At 64.4% G+C, this 22,123-nt stretch carries 19 protein-coding genes; 14 read left to right on the top strand and 5 right to left on the bottom strand.

Features of this window, described 5'->3' with window-relative positions:
- Positions 1-3: 3 nt before the first annotated feature.
- Positions 4-966 (bottom strand): GerMN domain-containing protein, encoded by a 963-nt coding sequence (locus AC1MDG_RS11150; RefSeq protein WP_479803930.1) that lies wholly within the window; start codon positions 964-966, stop codon positions 4-6.
- A 376-nt stretch (positions 967-1,342) separates the two neighbouring features.
- Between AC1MDG_RS11150 and AC1MDG_RS11145 the strand changes: the two genes are divergently transcribed.
- The 5 genes from AC1MDG_RS11145 (at position 1,343) to AC1MDG_RS11125 (ending at position 6,915) form a co-directional block, all read left to right on the top strand.
- On the top strand, positions 1,343-2,431 hold the full coding sequence (locus AC1MDG_RS11145; protein WP_043481732.1) for a PhoH family protein: 1,089 nt from the start codon (positions 1,343-1,345) through the stop codon (positions 2,429-2,431).
- The gene (ybeY, locus tag AC1MDG_RS11140; RefSeq protein ID WP_043481730.1) at positions 2,428-2,901 is read left to right on the top strand and encodes an rRNA maturation RNase YbeY; all 474 of its coding nucleotides are present in this window, start codon (positions 2,428-2,430) and stop codon (positions 2,899-2,901) included. The genes AC1MDG_RS11145 and ybeY overlap by 4 nt, the downstream gene beginning before the upstream one ends.
- Positions 2,898-4,241, top strand: a complete 1,344-nt coding sequence (locus AC1MDG_RS11135) for a hemolysin family protein (protein WP_043481727.1) — start codon at positions 2,898-2,900, stop codon at positions 4,239-4,241. Before ybeY ends, AC1MDG_RS11135 begins: the two co-directional genes overlap by 4 nt.
- A complete protein-coding gene (era, locus tag AC1MDG_RS11130) occupies positions 4,225-5,184 on the top strand; it encodes a GTPase Era (protein WP_043481724.1) in 960 nt (319 codons plus the stop codon). Before AC1MDG_RS11135 ends, era begins: the two co-directional genes overlap by 17 nt.
- A gap of 156 nt (positions 5,185-5,340) precedes the next feature.
- A complete protein-coding gene (locus AC1MDG_RS11125) occupies positions 5,341-6,915 on the top strand; it encodes an LCP family protein (protein WP_200891004.1) in 1,575 nt (524 codons plus the stop codon).
- 92 nt (positions 6,916-7,007) lie between these two features.
- Here the strand turns inward: AC1MDG_RS11125 and AC1MDG_RS11120 are convergent, their stop codons facing one another.
- Positions 7,008-8,960, bottom strand: a complete 1,953-nt coding sequence (locus AC1MDG_RS11120; protein WP_479803929.1) for a M13 family metallopeptidase — start codon at positions 8,958-8,960, stop codon at positions 7,008-7,010.
- A 254-nt stretch (positions 8,961-9,214) separates the two neighbouring features.
- On the opposite strand from AC1MDG_RS11120, the gene leuA reads away from it, so the two are divergent.
- The 3 genes from leuA (at position 9,215) to AC1MDG_RS11105 (ending at position 12,669) form a co-directional block, all read left to right on the top strand.
- Positions 9,215-10,954: a 2-isopropylmalate synthase gene (gene leuA, locus AC1MDG_RS11115; protein WP_479803928.1), complete on the top strand. Its 1,740-nt coding sequence runs from the start codon at positions 9,215-9,217 to the stop codon at positions 10,952-10,954.
- A 93-nt stretch (positions 10,955-11,047) separates the two neighbouring features.
- A complete protein-coding gene (gene recO, locus AC1MDG_RS11110; RefSeq protein WP_479803927.1) occupies positions 11,048-11,803 on the top strand; it encodes a DNA repair protein RecO in 756 nt (251 codons plus the stop codon).
- A 2-nt stretch (positions 11,804-11,805) separates the two neighbouring features.
- On the top strand, positions 11,806-12,669 hold the full coding sequence (locus AC1MDG_RS11105; RefSeq protein ID WP_043481717.1) for an isoprenyl transferase: 864 nt from the start codon (positions 11,806-11,808) through the stop codon (positions 12,667-12,669).
- Positions 12,670-12,676: 7 nt separating this feature from the next.
- Here the strand turns inward: AC1MDG_RS11105 and AC1MDG_RS11100 are convergent, their stop codons facing one another.
- Both AC1MDG_RS11100 and AC1MDG_RS11095 read right to left on the bottom strand, forming a co-directional pair.
- Complete coding sequence (locus tag AC1MDG_RS11100) at positions 12,677-13,762, bottom strand: alpha/beta hydrolase (RefSeq protein ID WP_479803926.1); 1,086 nt, start codon at positions 13,760-13,762, stop codon at positions 12,677-12,679.
- Positions 13,759-14,769, bottom strand: coding sequence for an alpha/beta hydrolase (locus tag AC1MDG_RS11095; protein ID WP_479803925.1), 1,011 nt, complete (start codon positions 14,767-14,769; stop codon positions 13,759-13,761). The genes AC1MDG_RS11100 and AC1MDG_RS11095 overlap by 4 nt, the downstream gene beginning before the upstream one ends.
- A 126-nt stretch (positions 14,770-14,895) precedes the next feature.
- On the opposite strand from AC1MDG_RS11095, the gene AC1MDG_RS11090 reads away from it, so the two are divergent.
- On the top strand, positions 14,896-15,999 hold the full coding sequence (locus AC1MDG_RS11090; protein ID WP_479803924.1) for a quinone-dependent dihydroorotate dehydrogenase: 1,104 nt from the start codon (positions 14,896-14,898) through the stop codon (positions 15,997-15,999).
- Between the two features lie 63 nt (positions 16,000-16,062).
- On the opposite strand, the gene AC1MDG_RS11085 is transcribed toward AC1MDG_RS11090, so the two are convergent.
- The gene (locus AC1MDG_RS11085) at positions 16,063-16,665 is read right to left on the bottom strand and encodes a DUF3043 domain-containing protein (protein WP_479803923.1); all 603 of its coding nucleotides are present in this window, start codon (positions 16,663-16,665) and stop codon (positions 16,063-16,065) included.
- 132 nt (positions 16,666-16,797) lie between these two features.
- Here AC1MDG_RS11085 and AC1MDG_RS11080 point away from each other — a divergent pair, with 132 nt between their 5' ends.
- The 5 genes from AC1MDG_RS11080 (at position 16,798) to AC1MDG_RS11060 (ending at position 22,022) form a co-directional block, all read left to right on the top strand.
- On the top strand, positions 16,798-18,228 hold the full coding sequence (locus AC1MDG_RS11080) for a M20/M25/M40 family metallo-hydrolase (protein WP_479803922.1): 1,431 nt from the start codon (positions 16,798-16,800) through the stop codon (positions 18,226-18,228).
- A 209-nt stretch (positions 18,229-18,437) separates the two neighbouring features.
- On the top strand, positions 18,438-18,827 hold the full coding sequence (locus AC1MDG_RS11075) for a HesB/IscA family protein (RefSeq protein ID WP_011692062.1): 390 nt from the start codon (positions 18,438-18,440) through the stop codon (positions 18,825-18,827).
- Positions 18,828-19,013: 186 nt separating this feature from the next.
- Positions 19,014-19,886, top strand: a complete 873-nt coding sequence (ctaC, locus tag AC1MDG_RS11070) for an aa3-type cytochrome oxidase subunit II (protein ID WP_043481703.1) — start codon at positions 19,014-19,016, stop codon at positions 19,884-19,886.
- A 10-nt stretch (positions 19,887-19,896) separates the two neighbouring features.
- On the top strand, positions 19,897-21,624 hold the full coding sequence (gene ctaD / locus AC1MDG_RS11065) for an aa3-type cytochrome oxidase subunit I (protein ID WP_479803921.1): 1,728 nt from the start codon (positions 19,897-19,899) through the stop codon (positions 21,622-21,624).
- Positions 21,621-22,022 carry a cytochrome c oxidase subunit 4 gene (locus AC1MDG_RS11060; protein ID WP_043481700.1) on the top strand — a complete coding sequence of 134 codons (402 nt, stop codon included), beginning with the start codon at positions 21,621-21,623 and terminating at the stop codon, positions 22,020-22,022. The genes ctaD and AC1MDG_RS11060 overlap by 4 nt, the downstream gene beginning before the upstream one ends.
- The last annotated feature ends 101 nt before the right edge of the window (positions 22,023-22,123 follow it).

Raw genomic sequence — 22,123 nt, 5'->3', positions numbered from 1 at the left:
GAGCTATTCGACCTTGAAGCCGCGGGTGTCCACATTCATTTCCCGGTCCGGTTTACCCGGATCGATCTGTGACACCCGCACTTCATAGTTCCCCGGGGCCAGGTTCACGTTCAGCGCGAAAAGCCCGGTTTGTGCCGGTTCGGCCGATGCGGTGACGTCGCCGCTCAAGTAGGCCGCCTTGTCGCTGCTGCCTTCAACTTTCAGGATCTTCCACCGGAGTTTGCCACCGGGGAGAGTGCTTCGGCCGCTGATCTTGACGCTCCCGTGCGCAACGCCCACGCCTTCCTGTGGATCAATGATCCAGACCGGGGCCACCATGCCCGCACTGCGGGGAGTGGGAGCACCCAGCTTCACGTGGTTGAAAGCAAGGTAATCCGTGTGTCCGTCGACGAGGACGACCACCTGGATCTGCTGGCCGGAGTCCACCAGCCCCGAACTGGCCCCTGCGGCCGTTGCGGTGTACACCAGCTGCTGGATGGCGCGCTTGGCCATGTCTTCGTCGAGGTTGCTGTTGAAGGCATCCGGTGAGACGTCCACCGTGATCACATTCTTGCCGGAGATCGAGGTGGCGAGCTTCTTCGGATTCTGCCACGGGGTGAAGAAGTCGGGATCGAGGGGCTTGTCCGACATCATCGAGCGCAGCGCCCTGGTGACGGGATTTTCCTCTTCGGGGACGTCCCGGAACTCACGGTAAAGGAAGACGTTCTCGTTGCTCCGGCCGATCCAATACACCGGAGCTTTATTGGAAGCCTGTGTAGTTTCCAGCGGTGCACTCGTGCTCGGCACTCCGGCGGTGGCGGATCCGGTCACCGACTGAGGCGTGCTGTCCGCGGTGGTTGCGGAAGGCTGGGGAGTGGCTACGCAGCCGGAAAGCACCATGGCGGCGGGCAGCACAAAAAGCAGCACGGCGGAACGCGTCCGCCCGCCTCCTGCTGCCTTCCGGCGTCGTGGATTCCTGATCTCCATAGTGCTCCCGGGTACCCCGCCCTGTCCCTTCCACCGTTGGTGGTGAAGTCGTCTTTTGGCCGGCGCAACGCCAGCGAATTCCAGCATTACATAGAGTGCGCGGCCCCCAGCGGCGTTTGCGGGCGGTCGCCCGAACTGCAACGGGAACGATATGCGGCCGATACGAAGTTGATACCTAATGACGGGAACCTGCAACGAAAAGGCTGCATCCGCACGGCGGGCGCCCGCAGTCCGCGGCTCCCGGACAGCGTACTGGCGTAAGATGTAAGGACTCGGCCGGGCGCGGAGCCCGACGCTAAAGCAGCAACGGCGAACTGACCGGCCTGAGAGACACATTTCCTAACTGGAGGGGACCAGAGGCCCGCAGGCCGGCACCATGACTGAAGCAACAAACGGAAGGCCCCGGTTCAGCGCCGGAGAGCGCACCACAGGTGAATTTCCCCATAGTCTTCCCGGTGTCAGGACGGAGGTGGTCATCTTTGACAACTCCGAACAGATGGTTCAGTCCCTTGGCAGCCATGATGAGGCGCTCCGCTTCATCGAGGAACAGTTCCCGGCTGTGGACTTCCACGTACGCGGCAACGAACTGGCCATCAGCGGCCCCGCCGCCGATGTTCCACGGATCATGCGGTTGCTCCACGAAGTGCGCGGGCTCGTTGACCGGGGAACCGTCATTACACCGGCAGTGCTCCAGCAGCTCGCCGCCCTGCTCCGGAGCCAGTCGCTCCAAAACCCGGTCGAGGTGCTGACATACAACATCCTCTCCAGCCGCGGCAAGACTATCCGGCCCAAGACGCTGAACCAGAAGAATTACGTCGATGCCATTGACGCCAACACGGTGATCTTCGGCATCGGACCGGCCGGTACCGGCAAAACCTTCCTCGCCATGGCGAAGGCCGTCCAGGCCCTGCAGCAGAAGGAAGTCAGCCGCATCATTCTTACCAGGCCCGCGGTGGAGGCCGGTGAACGGCTGGGGTTCCTTCCGGGGACGCTCAGCGACAAGATCGACCCCTACCTGCGTCCGCTGTACGATGCCCTGCACGACATGATGGACCCTGAATCCATTCCCCGCCTGATGGCGGCCGGCACGATTGAAGTGGCTCCGCTGGCTTACATGCGCGGCCGAACCCTCAATGATGCGTTCATCATCCTCGACGAGGCCCAGAACACCACGCCCGAGCAGATGAAGATGTTCCTGACCCGGCTGGGATTCGGCTCCAAAATGGTGGTCACCGGGGACGTCACCCAAGTGGATCTGCCCTTCGGCACGCGTTCCGGGCTCCGGATCGTGGAAGAGATCCTGCAGGGCATCGAGGACGTGAACTTCAGCGTGCTCGACGCCTCGGACGTGGTCCGCCACCGGCTGGTGGGAGACATTGTCAATGCGTACGGCGTCTGGGACGAGGCACAGAGGAACCGGGTAAAGCATTCCGTGAGCCGGGAGAAGCGGGGAGAGCACGCATGAGCATCGAGGTAAACAACGAATCCGGCGTCACGGTGGACGAAGCCCAGCTGGTTGCCCTGGCGCGGTTCGTTTTCGAACGCCTGTACATCCACCCCCAGGCTGAACTGTCCATCCTCCTCGTGGACGAAACCGCCATGGAAAAGCTGCACCTGGAACTCATGGATGAGCCCGGTGCCACCGACGTCCTGTCCGTTCCCATGGACGAATTGACCCCGGGCACACCGGACAAGCCGACACCCCAGGGCATGCTCGGGGACATTGCCGTGTGCCCGCAGGTGGCGGAAGTCCAGGCACGCAACGCCGGTCATTCGACCCAGGACGAGATGCTGTTGCTCACCACCCACGGCATCCTGCACCTGCTGGGATACGACCACGCCGATCCCGAGGAAAAAGAAGAGATGTTCGGCCTGCAGCGGGAACTGCTTGAGGGATTCACCGGTAAAGAAGCCCCGTCAGAGACGATGCAGTGACCCCACTGATCCTCGTTGGCATGGCGCTGGTTTTCCTCAGCTTCGCCGCCCTGCTGACAGCGGCCGAGTCCGCGTTTAACTTCCTGCCCCGCCACGACGCCGAAGAGGCAGTGCTTCGAAGCAACGGCCAGGCCCTCAAACGCATCCTGGACCAACCGGTGGCGCACATGCGCTCCCTGAGGTTCTGGCGGATCTGGTTCGAAATGGCCTCGGCAGTGGCAGTGGCGGTCCTTCTGCACAGCCTGTTGGACAGTGTATGGCTTGCAGGGTTGGCCGCCACCGGAATCATGGCCCTCGTAGGCTTCGTGATCGTCGGGGTTTCCCCGCGGCAACTTGGCCGTGCCCACGCGGGCGGCGTCGTCCGGTTCAGCGCGCCGATCATCCGGTTCCTGTGCTGGGTACTGGGCCCCATCCCCGGCTGGCTTGTCGCCCTGGGCAGCGCCGTGGCACCTGCTGCACGCGGCGGCGATGAGGCTTCCTTCAGCGAGGAGGAGTTCCGCGAACTGGTGGACCGCGCCACCGAGTCGGACATGATCGAGGACAACGAGGCCGAACTGATCCAGTCCGTGTTCGACTTCGGCGACACCCTGGTCCGGGCCGTGATGGTGCCCCGCACGGACATCCTCAGCATCGACGCCGGCTCGAGCCTGCACCGGGCCATGTCCCTTTTCCTGCGGTCGGGATACTCGCGGATCCCCGTCATCCGGGACAACACGGACCAGATCCTGGGCATCATCTACCTCAAGGATGTCGCCGCCGCGCTGCACAGCCTGGGCCCGGACGAAGAACCCCCCATCGTCGACGACCTTGCCCGCGAAGTCCGCTACGTTCCGGAGTCCAAGCAGGTCAGCGACCTGCTCCGCGAACTGCAGAAGGAATCCACCCATGTGGCGATCGTGATCGATGAGTACGGCGGAACGGCCGGACTGGTCACCCTGGAGGACCTGATCGAGGAAATCGTCGGCGAGATCGTGGACGAATACGACACCGAGAGCGCGGAGGCCGTGGCCCTGGGCGACGGGAGCTACCGCGTCAGTGCGCGGATGGGCATCGACGACCTCGGTGAGCTTTTTGATGTGGAACTCGACGACGACGAAGTGGACACCGTGGGCGGCCTGCTGGCCAAGGCCCTCGGCAGGGTTCCCATTGTCGGCAGCACCGTCGAGGTGGACGGGATCTCGCTGCGGGCAGAACGCCTGGAAGGCCGCCGCAACAGGGTCAGCCACATCATCGCGGCGCCCGTTGCAAAGGGCGCCTTTCCAGAACAGACTGACCTTGAAGACCTACTCGACGAGGCCGAAACAACGCAACAGGGAGTTCCACGTGAGCAAGCAGAATAAAGCGGACGGCGGCGAGGCCTTTGGCGGCTTCCGCGCCGGATTTTCGATCCTCGTGGGTAGGCCTAATGCCGGCAAGTCCACGCTGACGAACGCACTGGTGGGCAAGAAGGTGGCCATCACTTCCGCCAAGCCGCAGACGACGCGCCACACGATCCGTGGCATCGTCCACCGCGAAGACGCCCAGCTGATCCTCGTCGACACTCCCGGCCTGCACCGGCCGCGGACACTGCTGGGCAAGCGCCTCAACGACCTGGTGGCAGACACCCTCTCCGAAGTGGACGCCATTGGCTTCTGCCTTCCGGCCAACGAAAAGATCGGCCCCGGCGACCGCTTTATAGCCGCGCAGCTGGCCGCGGTCGGCAAGAAGCCCATCATCGCGATCGTCACCAAGGCCGACCTGGTGGACCGGCAGGCACTGACTGAGCAGTTGCTTGCCGTTGCCGCGCTGGGGCGCGAAGTCCTCGGCGAAGACGGGTGGAAGGACATTGTGCCGGTATCGGCAACGGACGGGTTCCAGGTGAACACTGTGGCGGATGTCCTCATCAGCCACATGCCGCCGTCGCAGCCGCTCTATCCGGACGGGCACCTGACGGACGAGCCCGAAGCCGTCATGGTCGCGGAGCTCATTCGAGAAGCCGCCCTGGAAGGGGTCCGGGACGAGCTTCCGCACTCCCTGGCCGTTGTGGTTGAGGAGATCGTTCCCCGCGAGGGCCGGCCCGAGGACAGCCCGTTCCTTGACGTCAGGGTCAACCTTTACGTGGAGCGGCCCTCCCAGAAGGCCATCATCATCGGCAAGGGCGGCGCCCGGTTGCGGGAAGTGGGCACCAATGCCCGCAAGGGCATCGAAGCGCTGCTCGGAACGCGGATCTACCTGGACCTGCACGTCAAGGTGGCCAAGGACTGGCAGCGGGATCCAAAGCAGCTGGTCAAGCTCGGTTTCTAGACTGCATCGAGCCACCCGGCTGCCTGGCGGTTCGACGCGGGTGCCGGACCGGACGGCCGCTCCCGGCTGTCCCGCTGCGCCCGCCCATCGGGCGTTTTCCCAGCCAGGACCACTAAAATGGACCGAACCCCGTTTTATAGAGGAAGGTAACACCACGTGGTGCGACGCCGAGACACTCCCGGACAAGGCATTGGTTCGCCAGCGTCCGACGCCGCTGCCAGGCATTCGGACACGAAGGACATGGGCCCTGCCCGGCACCTCGGCGCAATGCGCGGAAAGCCGGTGTGGTTCAAGGTGACTACTGCTGTTGTGGCCCTCGTTCTTGTGGGCGCTGTGGCTTTCGCCGCCTTCTGGGTCATCCGTTTGCAGATGAACATCAGCAAAGCCCCGCTCGGTGCCGGCAGCAGCCGTACCGAAGATCCCGTCAACGACTCCAAGGACCGGATGCAGATCCTGATCCTGGGCTCTGACACCCGGGATGGCAAAAACTCCGACTACGGAACGGCCGAGGACTCCACCGGCTACGGCCAGTCGGACGTCATGATGATGATGGACATCTCGGCGGACAACAAGCGTGTCAGCGTCATTAGCTTCCCGCGGGACCTGCTGGTGGACATTCCCGAATGCACGGACCAGAAGACCAAGCAGGTTTTTCCGGCCCGAAGCGGCGTGATGATCAACGAAGCCATGAAAGAGGCCGGCATTGGCTGTGCCGTGGATACCGTAAACAAAATCACGGGACTGGAAATCGACCACTTCATGATGGCGGATTTCAACGCTGTCAAGGAACTTTCCAACGCCGTGGGCGGCGTGGAAGTCTGCGTCAGTGACGCCGTCTACGACCCCGACTCCCGCCTGCGCCTCCCCGCGGGAAACTCGCAGGTGCAGGGCGAGCAGGCGCTGGCCTACCTCCGGACCAGGCATGCCTTCGCGGACGGCGGTGACCTGGGCCGCATCAAGGCGCAGCAGGGCTTCCTGTCATCCCTCACCCGCAAGATCAAGGATGACGGCACGCTGTCGGACCCCCAGAAGATGCTCAAGATTGCCGACGTCGTGACCCGGAACCTTACGGTGGATGATGGACTGGCGTCCGTGCCGTCGCTGCTGACCATCGGTAACCGGCTCAAGAACATCGACATCAGCAAGGTGGCGTTCGTGGCCGTGCCCACCACGCCCGCGCCCACCGATCCCAACCGACTCACCGTTGCTGAGCCGGCTGCGTCACAGCTTTTCGCCGCGCTGCGCAAGGACGTCGACCTGACCGACCCCACAGCCACCCCGAGTCCCACGGCGGAACCGACCGAGTCGGCTCCCGCCCCTTCACCGTCCACGCCTGCCGAAACACCGCCGCCTGCATATAACAAGGCGCTGCAGCCGGTCACGGTGGCGAACGGAACGGGAGTTCCGGCACGGACCCAGGAAATCACCCAGGCCATTATTGCCGGCGGCTTCACCCAGGTGGCCCCGCTGGCGGCGCAGCCGGTCGAGAAGACGGCGGTCTACTACGCACCCGGTTTCGAGGACGTGGCCGCGGACGTCGCGGCGTTGCTGGAAATACCGGCCACGCAGGTTCTCCCGGCAGCCGGCGTCAGCGGAGTTCAGGTCTACCTCGGCGCCGATTTCATGTCCGGAACAAAAATGGACTCGGCGCCACTTCCGTCCGACATTGTCAACCAGACGGCCGGCGACACGGTCTGCCAGCAGGCGAACCCTGAACTGATTGTTCGCTAGCAGCGGTCGATAGTAAGCGGTCGATAGTAAGAGAAAAGCGGGGCCGGCCACGTTCTGTGGCCGGCCCCGCTTTCCTCATCGGGACGTGTCGGTCACCAGATGCTGACGCGTTCCGCCGCAGGCATCCACATGCCGTCCTGTTCTGCCACATCGAATGCTTCATGGAAGGCATCCAGGTTCTTGGCGATGGCGTTGGTACGGAACTCGTTGGGGGAGTGCGGGTCCGTCGCAAGCCGGCGTATGGCCTCCTCGTTCCGGATCACCTGCCGCCAGCCGGCAGCCCAGGACGCGAAGAACCGCTGCGGACCCGTCAGGCCGTCCAGCACCGGCGGTTCCGCTCCGTCAAGGCTGATCAGGTAGGCCTTGTAGGCAATGGTGAGGCCGCCGAGGTCGCCGATGTTTTCGCCCAGGGTGAGCTTGCCGTTGACGTGGTGGCCAGGGGCCGCGGTGGGCGACAATGCATCGAACTGGGCCACCAGCTTGGACGTCAGGGCCTCGAAGGCGGTCCGGTCATCCTCGGTCCACCAGTTCCGGAGGGCGCCGCCGCCGTCGAACTGCGAGCCCTGGTCATCGAAACCGTGCCCGATCTCGTGTCCGATAACGGCGCCGATGCCGCCGTAGTTGACGGCGTCGTCGGCGTCCGCGGTGAAGAACGGAGCCTGCAGGATGGCCGCCGGGAACACGATTTCGTTCAGCAGCGGGTGGTAATACGCGTTGACGGTCTGGGGCGTCATGAGCCACTTGTTCTTGTCAACGGGCTTGCCCACCTCGTCCAGGTGCCGGTCGACGTCGGCATTGTGGGCCCGCTCCACGTTTCCGAGGAGGTCGGCGGGGTCAATCTCCACCGCGGAGTAGTCGATCCACTCGTCCGGGTAGCCGATTTTGGCCCGGAATGCTTCAAGCTTCTTGAGGGCTTCGAGCTTGGTGTCCTCGCCCATCCAGGCGAGCCCGGTGATGCTCTGCCGGTAGGCCTCAATGAGATTGGCCACGAGCGTCTGCATGCGGGCCTTGTGGGTTTCGGGAAAGTGCCGTGAGACGTAAATCTGGCCCACCGCTTCGCCGAGGGCTGCTTCGACGACGGCGACGCCGCGCTTCCAGCGGTCCTTGTTACGGGGTGTGCCGCTAATGGTGGTGCCGTAGAACGCGAAGTTCGCATCCACGAATTCTGCCGAGAGGTAGGGAGCTGCTGAGCTGACAACGCGCATGGCCAGCCAGTCCTGCCAGGCCTCCACAGGCTCGGATTCGAGCAGGCCGGCTGCCCCGGCGAAGAAATCGGGCGTGCTGACCACCATCTCCTGCCGCTTGTCCGGCACGATCCCGGCGGCCTCGAACCAGGCATCCATCAGCGGGAAAAGTTCCCGGGCCTCCGCGGCGGATTTCAGGTTGTAGGTCTTTTGCGGATCCCGCAGGGCCACGTTGTCCCAGTGGTGGGCTGCCAAAGCTGTCTCCAGACGCACCACGCGTTCCGCGGCGCCTTCCGGGTCCGGGTTCCGGGCGAGGCCGAGCATGTTCCCGACGTGCCCGCGGTAGGCCGCCACCATGGGAGCGAACTTCTCTTCGCGGTAATACGACTCATCCGGCAGGCCGAGGCCGCCTTGCCCGGTGTACAGCAGGATCCGGTCCGGGTTTCCCGCGTCAGGCGCCGGGTAGATGTAGAAGAGCCCGGATACATCGGAACGGAAGAGCCTTCCGGCCAGTTCGATGACGTCCGCCGCGGACTTCGTGGCGTACACCGAGGCGAGCCGTTCCCGGATGGGTTCCATGCCTTTGGCCTCGACAGTGGCTTCATCCATGAAGCTGTTGTAAAGGTCCCCGACCTTCTGTTCGATGCCGGTGGCTTCTTCGCCGCGCCCGGCGGCCTCTTCGATGATTTCCCTGACCGCCAGCTCGGACCCGTCCCGCAAGGCCGTGAAGGTGCCTTCAAGGGGCCGGTCATCCGGAATGGTGGTGCTCTTCAGCCACGCGCCGTTGATGTGCTGGTACAGGTCATCCTGCGGCCGCACGGTGTGGTCGATGTTGGACAGGTCGATCCCCGAGTTTGGCACAAGTGCTCCTTCAGGTGAAGGCTGCCGCCGGCGCTGGCCCCGGTGGCAGCGTCTGCATAGTGGACGTTGCTGGAGGTGATGCTCCTTCATCTTACGCACCCGTGTTACTGTGAAATGGTGCGCGCAGAACTGCTTCTTCTTAGCTGCCGCGGCGAGGCCTCAGACGCGATCTAGCGCAAGGCCAATCCTCGTCGCGGAGTTAGTGTTGCCCGGCCACCTTTCACACAGGAACCACAGAAAAGGCCCCGATAGTAATGCGAAACGCACAGAAGCCCTCCGGAATGCCCGTTCACCGCTACCTGCCGTTCCAGGACCAGATCACCGTTGAACTGCCTGACCGGACCTGGCCGGACAAAGTCATCACCCAAGCCCCGCGCTGGTGTGCCGTGGACCTCAGGGACGGCAACCAAGCGCTGATCGACCCCATGAGCCCGGCCCGCAAAATGAAAATGTTCGACCTGCTGGTCCGCATGGGTTACAAGGAAATCGAGGTGGGATTCCCCTCCGCCTCGCAGACTGACTTCGACTTCGTCCGTCAGCTGATTGAAGGCAACCACATTCCCGACGACGTCACCATCCAGGTGCTGACGCAGGCCCGCGAGCACCTGATTGAGCGGACCTACGAGTCCCTGGTTGGCGCCAAGCAGGCCATCGTCCACCTCTACAACTCGACGTCGGTCCTGCAGCGCCGCGTCGTGTTCAACCAGGACGAGGACGGCATCCTGGATATCGCCCTCCAGGGCGCCCGCCTGTGCAAGAAGTACGAAGAAACCCTGGCTGACACCCACATCACCTACGAGTACTCACCGGAATCGTTTACCGGTACGGAGCTCGAATACGCCGTCCGCGTCTGCAACGCCGTGGCTGACGTCTTCGAGGCCTCGGCTGACAGCCAGGTCATCATCAACCTGCCGGCTACGGTGGAAATGGCCACCCCCAACGTCTACGCCGATTCCATCGAGTGGATGAGCCGCCACCTGCACCCCCGCGAGGGAATCATCCTCTCGCTGCACCCGCACAACGACCGCGGCACCGGTGTTGCCGCCGCCGAGCTCGGCTACCTCGCCGGGGCGGACCGCATTGAAGGCTGCCTGTTCGGAAACGGTGAGCGGACCGGCAACGTCGACCTGGTCACGCTGGGCTTGAACATGTTCGTCCAGGGCGTCGACCCCATGATCGATTTCTCCAATATCGACGACATCCGCCGCACCGTTGAGTACTGCAACCAGCTGCCGGTGGCCGAGCGTTCCCCCTACGGCGGCGACCTCGTCTTCACCGCGTTCTCCGGCTCGCACCAGGATGCCATCAAGAAGGGCTTCGAAGCCCTCGAGCGTGACGCGGCGGCCGCCGGCAAGGACGTGGGCGACTACACCTGGCAGGTTCCGTACCTGCCGGTCGACCCCAAGGACCTGGGACGCAGCTACGAGGCTGTCATCCGGGTCAACTCGCAGTCCGGCAAGGGCGGCGTGGCCTACCTGCTGAAGAACGAGCACAGCCTGGACCTGCCGCGCCGCGCCCAGATCGAATTCTCCGGCGTCATCCAGAAGCGGACCGACACCGTGGGCGGCGAAGTCAGCGGCGCCCAGCTCTGGCAGATCTTCCAGGACGAGTACCTGCCCTCCAGCAAGGAGGACGGCCAGTGGGGACGCTATTCGCTGGGGTCCTTCAGCACGGAAACGGACGACGACGGCGCCATGACCTTGCACGCGACGGTCACCGTCGACGGCGCCCAGGTCCGCCGCACCGGCACCGGCAACGGCCCGATCGCCGCGCTCCTGGCGATCCTCGGCCAGGACGGCGTGGACGTACGGGTCCTGGACTACAGCGAGCACGCGCTCTCTGAAGGCGGCAATGCCCGTGCCGCGGCGTATGTTGAATGCGCAGTCGGCGAGCGGGTGCTGTGGGGCGTTGGCATTGACTCCAACACCACCACCTCCTCGCTGAAGGCCGTCATTTCGGCCGTCAACCGCGCCATCCGGGACGCACAGGCCTAGGCCAATCATTCCAACCGCTGACCTGCTGCGCCCCCGGACCACTCCGGAGGCGCAGCAGCCGCGTTTTCCCGAAGGTCAGTGCGAAGATTAACCGTGGCCCAACAATCCTCCTTCTCTGCCCGCGCCTACCGTGACGACGCCGTGGTGCTGCGCACCCACAAACTGGGTGAAGCAGACCGGATCATCACGCTCCTGACAAAACACCACGGCCAGGTGCGGGCGGTCGCCAAGGGAGTGCGCCGCACCAGCAGCCGCTTCGGCGCCCGCCTGGAACCGTTCATGGTGGCGGACCTGCAGCTGATTTCCGGACGGACACTGGACATCGTCACCCAGGCGGTGGCCAAGGGAGCCTACGGCGGCAGCATCGCGGCCGACTACGGCCGCTACACGGTGGCGGCGGCCATGACCGAGACGGCCGAAAAGCTGACGGACGTGGACGGCGAGGCCGGCACCGCGCAATACAACCTGCTGGTGGGGGCCCTTGCCTCGCTGAGCCGGGGAGAACACACCCCGGAGCTCATCCTCGACTCATACCTTTTGCGCGCCCTGGCTACCGGCGGGTGGGCTCCCAGCTTCACGGTGTGCGCCCGCTGCGGCGCACCCGGCCCGCATACGGCCTTTTCGGCGCCGCTGGGCGGCATGGTGTGCAGCAATTGCCGTCCGCCTGGGTCGCCCGCACCCGCGGCGGAAACAGTGTTCCTGCTGGGTGCACTGCTGACGGGGGACTGGACGACGGCGGATGCGTCCCTGGCCCTGCACCGGCGCGAGGCTGCCGGTTTGGTGGCCAGCTATCTGCAATGGCATCTTGAACGGGTGCTGAAATCACTCAAACATGTGGAGCGTAGCTGACAGTGGCCCTTGGAAAGAAGAAGACTCCCGTCCGGCAGCGGACCGCGCCGGTGACGGCGCCGTATCCGCACAGTTCCGGGGCCGTGCCGCCATCGATTCCGGGGGAATTTATCCCGCAACACGTGGCAATCGTCATGGACGGCAACGGCCGCTGGGCGAACCAGCGCGGGCTGCCGCGGATCGAGGGCCACAAGGCGGGGGAGCCTGCGCTGCTGGACGTCGTCGCGGGAGCCATTGAACTCGGGATCAAGTACGTCACGGTGTACGCCTTCTCCACGGAGAACTGGCGGCGTTCCCCGGAGGAAGTCCGCTTCCTGATGGGATTTAACAAGGACGTGCTAAGACGCCAGCGGAACCAGCTGGACGAGTGGGGTGTCCGGATCCGCTGGTCGGGACGCCGGCCCAGGCTCTGGGGATCGGTGATCCGGGAACTGGAAGAGGCGGAGGAATACACCCAGGGCAACAGCACTTGCACGTTGACCATGTGTGTTAATTACGGCGGCCGTGCCGAAATCGCGGATGCGGTCTCGGCCATCGCCGAAGACGTCGCGGCCGGCCGGCTCAAGCCTGGTGCCATCACTGAACGGACCATCCAGAAGTACCTGGACGAACCGGACCTTCCCGACGTCGACCTCTTTCTCCGAAGCTCCGGTGAGCAGCGGCTCTCCAACTTCATGCTGTGGCAGTCGGCCTACGCGGAGTTCGTCTTCATGGACACGCTGTGGCCCGACGTGGACCGCCGCACCCTGTGGGACGCCGTCGAAATCTATGCCCGGCGGGACCGCAGGTACGGCGGCGCCGTGGATGCGGCCCGGCCGGACCGCCGCCCCGAGGAACCGCAACCCGCGGAGTCCGGGCAGCCCTGACCACCGGTCAGCCCGGATGCGAATGCAGCCAGGCGACCAGGTCACGGTACGCTTCCTGGCGGACCTCGCGGCGTGAGAGGAACACATCGTGGATCGCCCCGGGGTAGCGGAAGACGGCTGTCCGGCGTCCCAGGCCCAGCGCCCGGTGCGCTGTCTGCTCCACGTCGATCACGGCATCCGCGCTCATCAACTCCTCGGACCACTCGGCCTGGATTTTGGTTCGGTCCGAGAGCATCACCAGGACGGGAGCCGCGATGTCCAGGCGCCGTTCCACGGCCGCATGTCCGGCAAGAACCGCCCGGGTCCATCCGGCACGGATCGGGAACGACGCCGTCGGGCGCCACTGCGGATCCAGGAACCACTCGCCGTGGGCCTGGTCGCTGACGCTCTCCCAATAGCCGGGCATTTCCGGAAAATGGAACGGCCGTCGCGGATCCGCGCGCGCAATGGGTTCGACGAGGTGCATGGCGATGTTCCGGATCAGGCTGCTGCCCTGAAGCTCCAACCATGGTGCGTTGAGGACCAGCGTTTCGAGCGCGCCCGGGTGGCGGTCGGCCCACAGCGCCCCGATCAGGCCGCCCAGTGAATGTGCCAGCATGTGGACAGCGGGTTCCGCATCCACGCCGGTGCGCGCTGCCACATCCGTCCTGATCATGGCGAGCGCGGCGGCAATGTCCGCGTCGTAGACTTCCAGGTCCGTGGTGTAGCCGGGCGTCTGCCAGGTCCGCAGGCTGCGGCCATACTTGCGAAGGTCCAGCGCGTAGAAGTGCAAGCCGCGCGCGCCAACGTACCTGGCCAATTCGGATTGCAGGAAGTAGTCCGCCCAGCCGTGAAGGTACAGGACTGCTCCAGGGCGTACAAAACCGTTCTGCGCCCGGGCGTCCCCGGCCGGCCACGCCAACGGCCGGAAGACCGTGCTGCGCAGCCCCGCAAGGAAATCAGGCGGACCCGCCGGAGCGGCCGGCACGTACCGGACCAGCGTGGCACACACCGCGCCTTCGTCGTCGTCGGGCAGGGGCAGCTCCAAGGACTCGAATCCGTCCCCGAGCTGATCGCGCTGCCACGGAGGTGCCTCCGGCGCCGCCGCTTTCACTCCTCGCCGCCGTCGTCGAGGACGTAGCCCCGGATCCAGCGGTTCAGCCGGGCGTACGCATCCGCCCGGACATGCGGCGGAGACAGGAAGACGTCGTGGAGGGCGCCGTCGATCCGTTCCAAGGTGACCGTCCGGCCAAGGGCCATGGCCCGGATAGCAATGGTATTCACATCGAGCACGGCGTCCGACCGTCGCATGGCCTCCGTCCAGAACATGCCGTTCTCGCTGGCCCCGGACAGGAGGACCAGGATGGGGACGTCGATCCGCAGCCCGCGGGCCACCCGGGAATGCCCGGCCAAGACCGCACTAAGCCAGCCGGCCCGCACGGGGAACGCGAGGGGCGGCCGGTACTTGTTGTCCAGGGTCCATTCACCCTCGGCCTCGCTGCTGATGCTTCGCCAATAGAAGCCGCGCTCCGGCAGCCGCAGCACGGCCTCCGGCCGGTATCGTGCCAGCGGCCCCACCATGGACCTGGCGGCGCGCCGGACCAATGAACTGCCGTGCATTTCCAGCCAGGGGCTGTTCAGGACCAACTGGGAAGCCACGCCAGGATGCCGGCTGACCCACAGGGCGGCGATCAGACCTCCCGTTGAGTGGCCCATCAGGGTCAGGGAGGGCTTGATGCCGTGTTCCGGCCAAAGGGAGCCGATGATCCCGATGGCCTTACTGATTTCGGCGTCGTAGTCGTCGAGGTCGGCCACGTAGCCGCCATGCGTATCAGGCTGAAGGCTCCGCCCGTGGTTGTGCATGTCCAGGGCAAAGAACTCAAATCCCTTACGTGTCCAGAAGCCGGCGAGCTCCACGTTGAAGAAATAATCGCTCCAGCCGTGAAGGAAGAGGACAGCCCGGCGGGGGAGGGGCCCGGGTCCTGAGGTGCCTGTCCCGCGGGCTTCGCCTTGGGGCACGTGGCGCACAAGGGTAGCCGTACGCTCGACGCCGTCGGCGCCTGTGGCCTGGTACGAACAGGCTGCGAAGTCGTCCCCCAGGATATCTGTGTGCCACTCCATTTGATTAGCCTAGACAACGGCTGCTTCAGCAGCGAACAAACCCTCGGTGCCTCCCAAGCGCGTCACACCGCGGGACAGCATGCGCGCCGGTTTGGTCTGCGGAGCCTGAAGCGGAAAACTGGACATATGCGCGTATATCCCACCTTCTTTCGCCTTGCCTTTTCATGGATGGACGCCGAACGCGCCCACAAGATCGGGTTTCGAGCCATCAGGCTGGCCCACAGCTCAGGGGCGGGCAGGGTGCTCGCGAAATTCACGGCCCCGGCGCCGTCGCTCCAGACCACTGCCTTCGGCATCACTTTCCCTTCGCCCTTCGGGCTCGCTGCCGGCTTTGACAAGGAAGGGCACGGAATTGAAGCTCTGACCGAGCTGGGGTTCGGCCACGTGGAGGTCGGTACCATCACCGGGCAGGCCCAGCCCGGGAACGAAAAGCCGCGGCTGTTCCGCCTCGTCGAGGACAAGGCAGTCATCAACCGGATGGGATTCAACAACGACGGCGCCACCGCCGTTGCACCCCGGCTTAAGTCCGCCCGGGCTGCCCTGCAGCGGCGCCACCCTGGCGTCCGTCCGGTGATCGGCGTTAACATCGGCAAGAGCAAGGTGGTGGAACTCGAGGACGCAGTGGGTGACTATCTCATCAGCGCCCGGAACCTGGCGCCCGCAGCCGATTACCTCGTGGTCAACGTCAGCTCTCCCAACACGCCGGGTCTCCGGCTGCTTCAGAACGTCGAATCCCTCCGCCCGCTGCTCAAAGCAGTGGGCGAGGAAGCGGACAAGTCCGCCGGGAGGCACGTCCCGCTGCTGGTGAAGATCGCGCCGGACCTTAGCGACGAGGACATCGACGACGTCGCGCAGCTCGCCCTGGACCTCAAGCTGGACGGTATTATCGCCACCAACACCACGATCGGCCGGGAGAGGCTCACCTCCGACCCCGAAAAAATCCGGGACTGCGGGCCCGGCGGGCTGTCCGGCGCCCCGCTGAAGGCCCGGTCGCTGGAAGTGCTGCGCCGCTTCAGGAAAGCAGCCGGCACCACCCTCACACTGGTTTCCGTCGGCGGCGTGGAGACGGCGAAAGATGTCCAGGAAAGGCTCGACGCCGGCGCCACCCTGGTGCAGGGCTACACGGCGTTCCTGTATGAGGGCCCCTTCTGGGCGGCACGGATTAACCGCCAGCTGGCCAAGCACCCCAGCCGCCGCCGGGCCAACGCCCAGGCGGAACCCCGGCCATAAGCGCCGTCCAACGAAGAAGCCCCCGGCAGTCGGGAGACTGCCGGGGGCTTTTTCGTGCCTGGATCAGGCGGGAAACTCTCCGCGCTTGACGAGCGGCTTGGGAAGGCGCAGACGGCGGAACTGGAGGGAACGCATGGATCCGTACCAGACAGTGCCGCGTTCCACCTCGCCGAACTTTTCCGTGAGGCGCTTCCGGAGCTTCCGCGACAGGATAAACACGTCGACGAAGACGGCCAGGAACATCACCCAGAAGCCACCCAAAACATAAATCATTGATTCGCTGGTGGAGGGAACCAGCAGGGAGATAATCACGAACAGCAGGGCGCCGAACATGAGGTACTCGCCGAGGCTGAAGCGGGCATCAACGTAATCGCGGGCATAGCGCTTCTGCGGACCCTTGTCCCGGAGGGGAAGGAACTTCTCGTCACCCGTGTCCAGTGCCTGGCGCATCTTGAGCCGCTGCTCCTGCACGGCTGCCCGCTCCGCTGCTTTTGAGGCCTTTCGGTCCTCCGGCACCAGGGGGCGCTTCCGCGCCGCTTCCTGTGCTTTGCGCTTGGGCGTGGGCGCACCCTTGCCGAGGGCTGCGTCCTGCCGGGCCAAGGCCTCGGCTGCCTGCTGGTCAACTACGTCCTGCGCCAACGGCGCTTCCTTTTTACGTCCAAACACTCCTAAAGAATACCTTGCACGCGCAGGCGGAAAGTCATGTGTCGCGCGGGCCCCGCAGCGACGGAACCGGGGGAGCCCGCCGGCGGTTCCGGAGTGTTTCCTGTGGTTACGGACACAGGTAGGGTTTTGGCCATGACTTCATCACCGGCGGGGACCCCGCAAGAAATCAGCGCAGGAATCGACGGGATCGACGTCGATGCCCTGCGCCGGGCCGTACACGCGTCCTTTGACACCACCGTTGGGCAGCTGACAGACCTTGTGAAGCTTCCGGGCATTGCCTGGCCCAGCTTCGATCCTGCCCCGCTGGACCGCAGCGCGGAGGCTGTGGCGGAACTGGTGCGGGCCGCAGGCATCGATGACGTGCGGATCCTGCGCTGCAACAAAGAGGACGGCACGCCGGGCGGTCCCGCTGTGGTGGCGCGACGAACCGCAGCCGAGGGAAAGCCCACCATTCTGCTGTATGCCCACCACGACGTCCAGCCGACCGGCGATCTGGCGCTGTGGGAGACCGAACCGTTTACCGCCGTCGAACGCGACGGCCGGCTGTACGGCCGGGGTGCCGCCGACGACAAAGCGGGCATCATGGCACATATTGCCGCCTATGCCGCCGTTACCGAAGTATTGGCCGATGAGTTGGGACTCGGCGTGACGTTCTTCATTGAGGGCGAGGAGGAAGCCGGATCGCCCACGTTCCGCACGTTCCTGGAAACCCACCGCGAATTGCTGCGCGCCGACGTCATTGTGGTGGCGGATTCCAGCAACTGGAAGGTTGGCGTACCGGCCCTGACCACCAGCCTGCGCGGCCTGGTGGACGGAACCATTGAGGTGCAGGTACTGGAACACGCCGTCCATTCCGGAATGTTCGGCGGGGCCGTCCTCGATGCACCCACCCTGCTCTCCCGCCTGATCGCCACCCTGCACGACGACGAAGGGAACGTCGCCGTGAAGGGCCTGGTCAGCCGGGACGACGTCTCGGTCGACCTGACGGAAGCGGAGTACCGAGCCGACGCGTCCGTTTTGGACGGCGTCCGCCTCGCCGGCAGCGGAACCATCGCCTCCCGGCTATGGACCAAACCGGCGCTGTCGATCATCGGCTTCGATGCTCCCGCCGTGGACGTGGCCTCCAACACCCTGCTGCCGCGGGCGCGGGCAAAGTTCAGCCTGCGGCTGGCCCCGGGCCAAGACCCGGCCGACGCCATGGCCGCGGTGCAGAACCACGTCGAGTCGAATGCGCCGTTCGGGGCGAAGGTGGTATTCACGCCGGGGGAGAGCGGCAGCTCCTTCCTGACTGACACGGGTTCCGCTGCCGCCGGCATGGCGATGTGGGCGCTGGGGGAAGCGTGGGGCGTTCCCGCGGTGGAAATGGGCATCGGGGGTTCGATTCCCTTCATTGCGGACCTCACGGAGGTCTACCCCGAAGTGCAGATCCTGGTAACCGGCGTCGAGGATCCCGACTCCAGGGCCCACAGTGCCAACGAGTCGCTGCACCTGGAGGACTTTCGCAACGCCGTCGTGGCCGAAGCCCTGCTGCTGGCACGGCTCAACCATGAGGGTCTCGCCTGACGCCAGCACCGGAGGCACGCTGGCGTGAAGGTTTCCTGGCGGTTCTGTTTCGGAGCCGTCAGGGAACATTCAGGGTATGGCCACGGTTACGTCAGGAGTTAGAGCTACACGCAGGATCGACGTAGCATGTAGCTATAGCCCATACCGTTTCCGTAGGGGCGGGCAACGCGCAAGCCGAGTCGCCACCACCGTCGTAAGAAGGTAGGCCAATGAGCACTACAACCAATGAAAACAGCGCCGCAGCCACCGGCACCGCCAGCGAAGAGCTGCCCACGCACGAGGTCAAGCTGACCGACGTCGCTGCGGGCAAGGTCCGCAGCCTGCTGGAGCAGGAAGGCCGCACCGACCTTCGCCTGCGCGTTGCTGTCCAGCCGGGCGGTTGCTCCGGCTTGATCTACCAGCTCTACTTCGATGAGCGGCTGCTCGACGGAGACGCCGTACGTGACTACGACGGCGTTGAGGTCGTTGTCGACAAGATGAGCGTCCCGTACCTCAGCGGCGCCAGCATCGACTTTGAGGACACCATCTCGAAGCAGGGGTTCACCATTGACAACCCCAACGCCGGCGGATCCTGCGCCTGTGGAGATTCTTTCCACTAACCTGGCTCTTTTGCCTCATGACAGCTTGCTTTCGGCACCGGTTTAAACCGGTGCCGACGCACGGTGCCGACATGTGAGCGAAAACCCCCGGGGAGCGGTAAGCTCTACATCGAGTAGTAAAACTTTTAGTGTGCCCGGGGAGCCATCTACGGCCCGGGCAACAGCAACAAGTAGGAAGGGCCGTCTGTGAGTTCGCAGAACCGAACCGGCAGCCGACGCAAACAGATCACTACGATCACTGGCTTGGCACTAGCCGGCGCGTTGGCTTTGACTGGATGTTCACCAGAGGTACAGAAAGGCTGGTTGCCCACCGAGCGTGGCACCACCAATCACACTGACCGCATCATGGACCTCTGGGTCAACTCATGGATTGCCGCATTGGTCGTCGGCATCATTACCTGGGGACTCATGGTCTGGTGCATCGTCGCCTACCGCCGCCGCAAGGGCACCGTTGGATTCCCGCGGCAGACCAGCTTCAACCTCCCCCTTGAGGTGTTCTACCTGACCATCCCGCTGTTCATGGTGCTGGTGTTCTTCTACTTCACCGACCGGGACCAGCAGGCCATTGACAACCGCTCCGAGCCGGCCGACGTCGTCGTTGACGTCCGTGGCAAGCAGTGGGCATGGGACTTCAACTACAAGCAGGGCGACGTCATCAACGCCGACGTCCACGAAGCCGGAGTCCAGGCGCACCTTACGGGTGCCGAAGTGGACAAGGAAAAGCTGCCCACCCTGTACCTCCCCGTCAACAAGTCCGTTGACCTGGAGCTCAACTCGCGCGACGTCATCCACTCTTTCTGGGTCCCGGCCTTCCTGCAGAAGCGCGACATGATCCCGGGCAAGACGAACTACATCAGGTTTACCCCCACCAAAGAGGGCACCTACGACGGCAAATGTGCCGAACTCTGCGGCGAATACCACTCCGAAATGCTGTTCCGCGTAAAGGTTGTCTCCGAAACGGAGTTCCAGGCGCACATGGACCAGCTGCGCCAGGACGGCAACACCGGCCTGCTCGGCGAAGAGTACGACCGCAACCCGAACCTGAACGAAATTAAGTAAGGGGAGCGACGTGGCTACATACACTCAATCCGCACCTGCCGGGGCCCTTGGGGCGCCCGTTGTCCCGAAGTCCAAGGGACGCATCGTCGTCAACTGGATCACCTCGACCGACCACAAGACCATCGGGTACATGTACCTGATCGCGTCCTTCGTGTTCTTCTGCTTCGGCGGCGTCATGGCGCTGCTGATCCGCGCCGAGCTGTTCGAACCCGGCATGCAGATCCTGCAGACCAAAGAGCAGTACAACCAGCTGTTCACCATGCACGGCACCGTCATGCTGCTGATGTTTGCAACCCCGCTGTTCGCGGGCTTTGCGAACGTCATCATGCCGCTGCAGATCGGTGCACCCGACGTCGCCTTCCCGCGACTGAACGCACTGGCCTTCTGGTTCTTCCTCTTTGGCTCCACGATCGCCGTCTCCGGCTTCATCACCCCGCAGGGTGCGGCGTCGTTTGGCTGGTTCGCTTACGCGCCGCTGTCCAACACCACCTTCAGCCCCGGCGTCGGCGGTGACCTCTGGGTCTTCGGTCTTGCGCTCTCCGGCTTCGGCACCATCCTCGGTGCGGTCAACTTCATCACCACCATCATCTGCATGCGTGCCCCGGGCATGACCATGTGGCGCATGCCGATCTTCACCTGGAACACCCTGGTGACGGCGATCCTGGTCCTGATGGCCTTCCCGCCGCTGGCAGCAGCCCTGTTCGCCCTCGGCGCCGACCGCCGCTTCGGTGCACACATCTTTGATCCCGAGAACGGCGGCGCCGTCCTCTGGCAGCACCTGTTCTGGTTCTTTGGCCACCCCGAGGTGTACATCATCGCGCTGCCGTTCTTCGGCATTGTCTCGGAAATCTTCCCGGTCTTCAGCCGCAAGCCGATCTTCGGCTACAAGGGCCTCGTGTACGCGACGATTGCCATCGCGGCCCTGTCCGTCACCGTGTGGGCACACCACATGTACGTCACCGGATCGGTGCTGCTGCCGTTCTTCTCCTTCATGACGATGCTGATCGCCGTACCTACCGGCGTGAAGTTCTTCAACTGGATCGGCACCATGTGGCGGGGTTCCATCACCTTCGAAACGCCCATGCTCTGGAGCATCGGCTTCCTGGCCACCTTCCTGTTCGGTGGTCTGACGGGCATCATCCTGGCCTCGCCTCCGCTTGACTTCCACGTCTCGGATTCCTACTTCGTGGTGGCGCACTTCCACTACGTGGTGTTCGGCACCGTGGTGTTCGCCATGTTCGCCGGCTTCTACTTCTGGTGGCCGAAGTGGACGGGCAAGATGCTCAACGAGCGCCTCGGCAAGATCCACTTCTGGCTCCTGTTCCTCGGTTTCCACGGAACCTTCCTGATCCAGCACTGGCTGGGTGTTGAAGGCATGCCCCGCCGTTACGCGGACTACATGCCGCAGGACAACTTCACCTGGATGAACCAGTTCTCCACGATCTCCTCGTTCGTGCTGGGCGCTTCGCTGATCCCGTTCTTCTGGAACGTTTACATCACCTGGCGCAGCAACGAAAAGGTTGAGGTGGACGATCCCTGGGGCTTCGGCGCTTCGCTTGAGTGGGCCACATCCTGCCCGCCGCCCCGGCACAACTTCACGTCGCTGCCCCGTATCCGTTCGGAGCGTCCTGCCCTGGACCTCCACCACCCGGAACTCGCACAGTCGCACACCGTTGAGGCACCGGCACCGGCAGCGTCCGTGCTCGGCAACGCAGATCAGAAGGACACCGCCAAGTGAAGATCGAATCATGGATTTTTGGAGCCGGAGTCTTCTTCTTCGTACCGGTCTCCGTGGTTTACGGATTCCTGACCAACTGGACTGAATGGGTCGGTATCCTGGGTGTCCTGCTCGTGGGCGGGCTCGCCGGCATGATCGGCGCGTACCTCGGGTTCACCGCCAAGCGCGTGGGCATGCGTCCCGAGGACCGTAACGACGCCGAGATCCACGAGGGTTCCGGTGAGCAGGGCCACTTCAGCCCCTGGAGCTGGTGGCCCCTGGTCCTGGGCCTGTCTTGCGCAGGCGGATTCCTCGGCCTGGCCGTAGGATTCTGGGTCACGTTCATAGCCGGCGGCCTGGCCGTCATCGCCCTGGTCGGCTGGGTCTACGAATACAGCCGCGGCGACCACGCGCACTAGCAGCAAAATCAACGACGGCGGGCCCCACCAAACGGTGGGGCCCGCCGTCGTTTTGTCGTTCATTTAGAAAAGCGGGACCGCGTCCTTCCACGAGTGGACGC

The organism is Arthrobacter sp. AIWTK1 (genome assembly GCF_056680535.1).
This window is presented reverse-complemented; position numbering and strand designations above follow the sequence as displayed.

Coding starts and splice junctions, on each gene's coding strand:
- AC1MDG_RS11145 (WP_043481732.1), top strand. CDS start 1,343: ATGACTGAAGCAACAAACGGAAGGCCCCGGTTCAGCGCCGGAGAGCGC.
- leuA (WP_479803928.1), top strand. CDS start 9,215: ATGCGAAACGCACAGAAGCCCTCCGGAATGCCCGTTCACCGCTACCTG.
- AC1MDG_RS11090 (WP_479803924.1), top strand. CDS start 14,896: ATGCGCGTATATCCCACCTTCTTTCGCCTTGCCTTTTCATGGATGGAC.
- AC1MDG_RS11080 (WP_479803922.1), top strand. CDS start 16,798: ATGACTTCATCACCGGCGGGGACCCCGCAAGAAATCAGCGCAGGAATC.
- AC1MDG_RS11150 (WP_479803930.1), bottom strand. CDS start 966: ATGGAGATCAGGAATCCACGACGCCGGAAGGCAGCAGGAGGCGGGCGG.
- AC1MDG_RS11075 (WP_011692062.1), top strand. CDS start 18,438: ATGAGCACTACAACCAATGAAAACAGCGCCGCAGCCACCGGCACCGCC.
- ybeY (WP_043481730.1), top strand. CDS start 2,428: ATGAGCATCGAGGTAAACAACGAATCCGGCGTCACGGTGGACGAAGCC.
- AC1MDG_RS11095 (WP_479803925.1), bottom strand. CDS start 14,769: ATGGAGTGGCACACAGATATCCTGGGGGACGACTTCGCAGCCTGTTCG.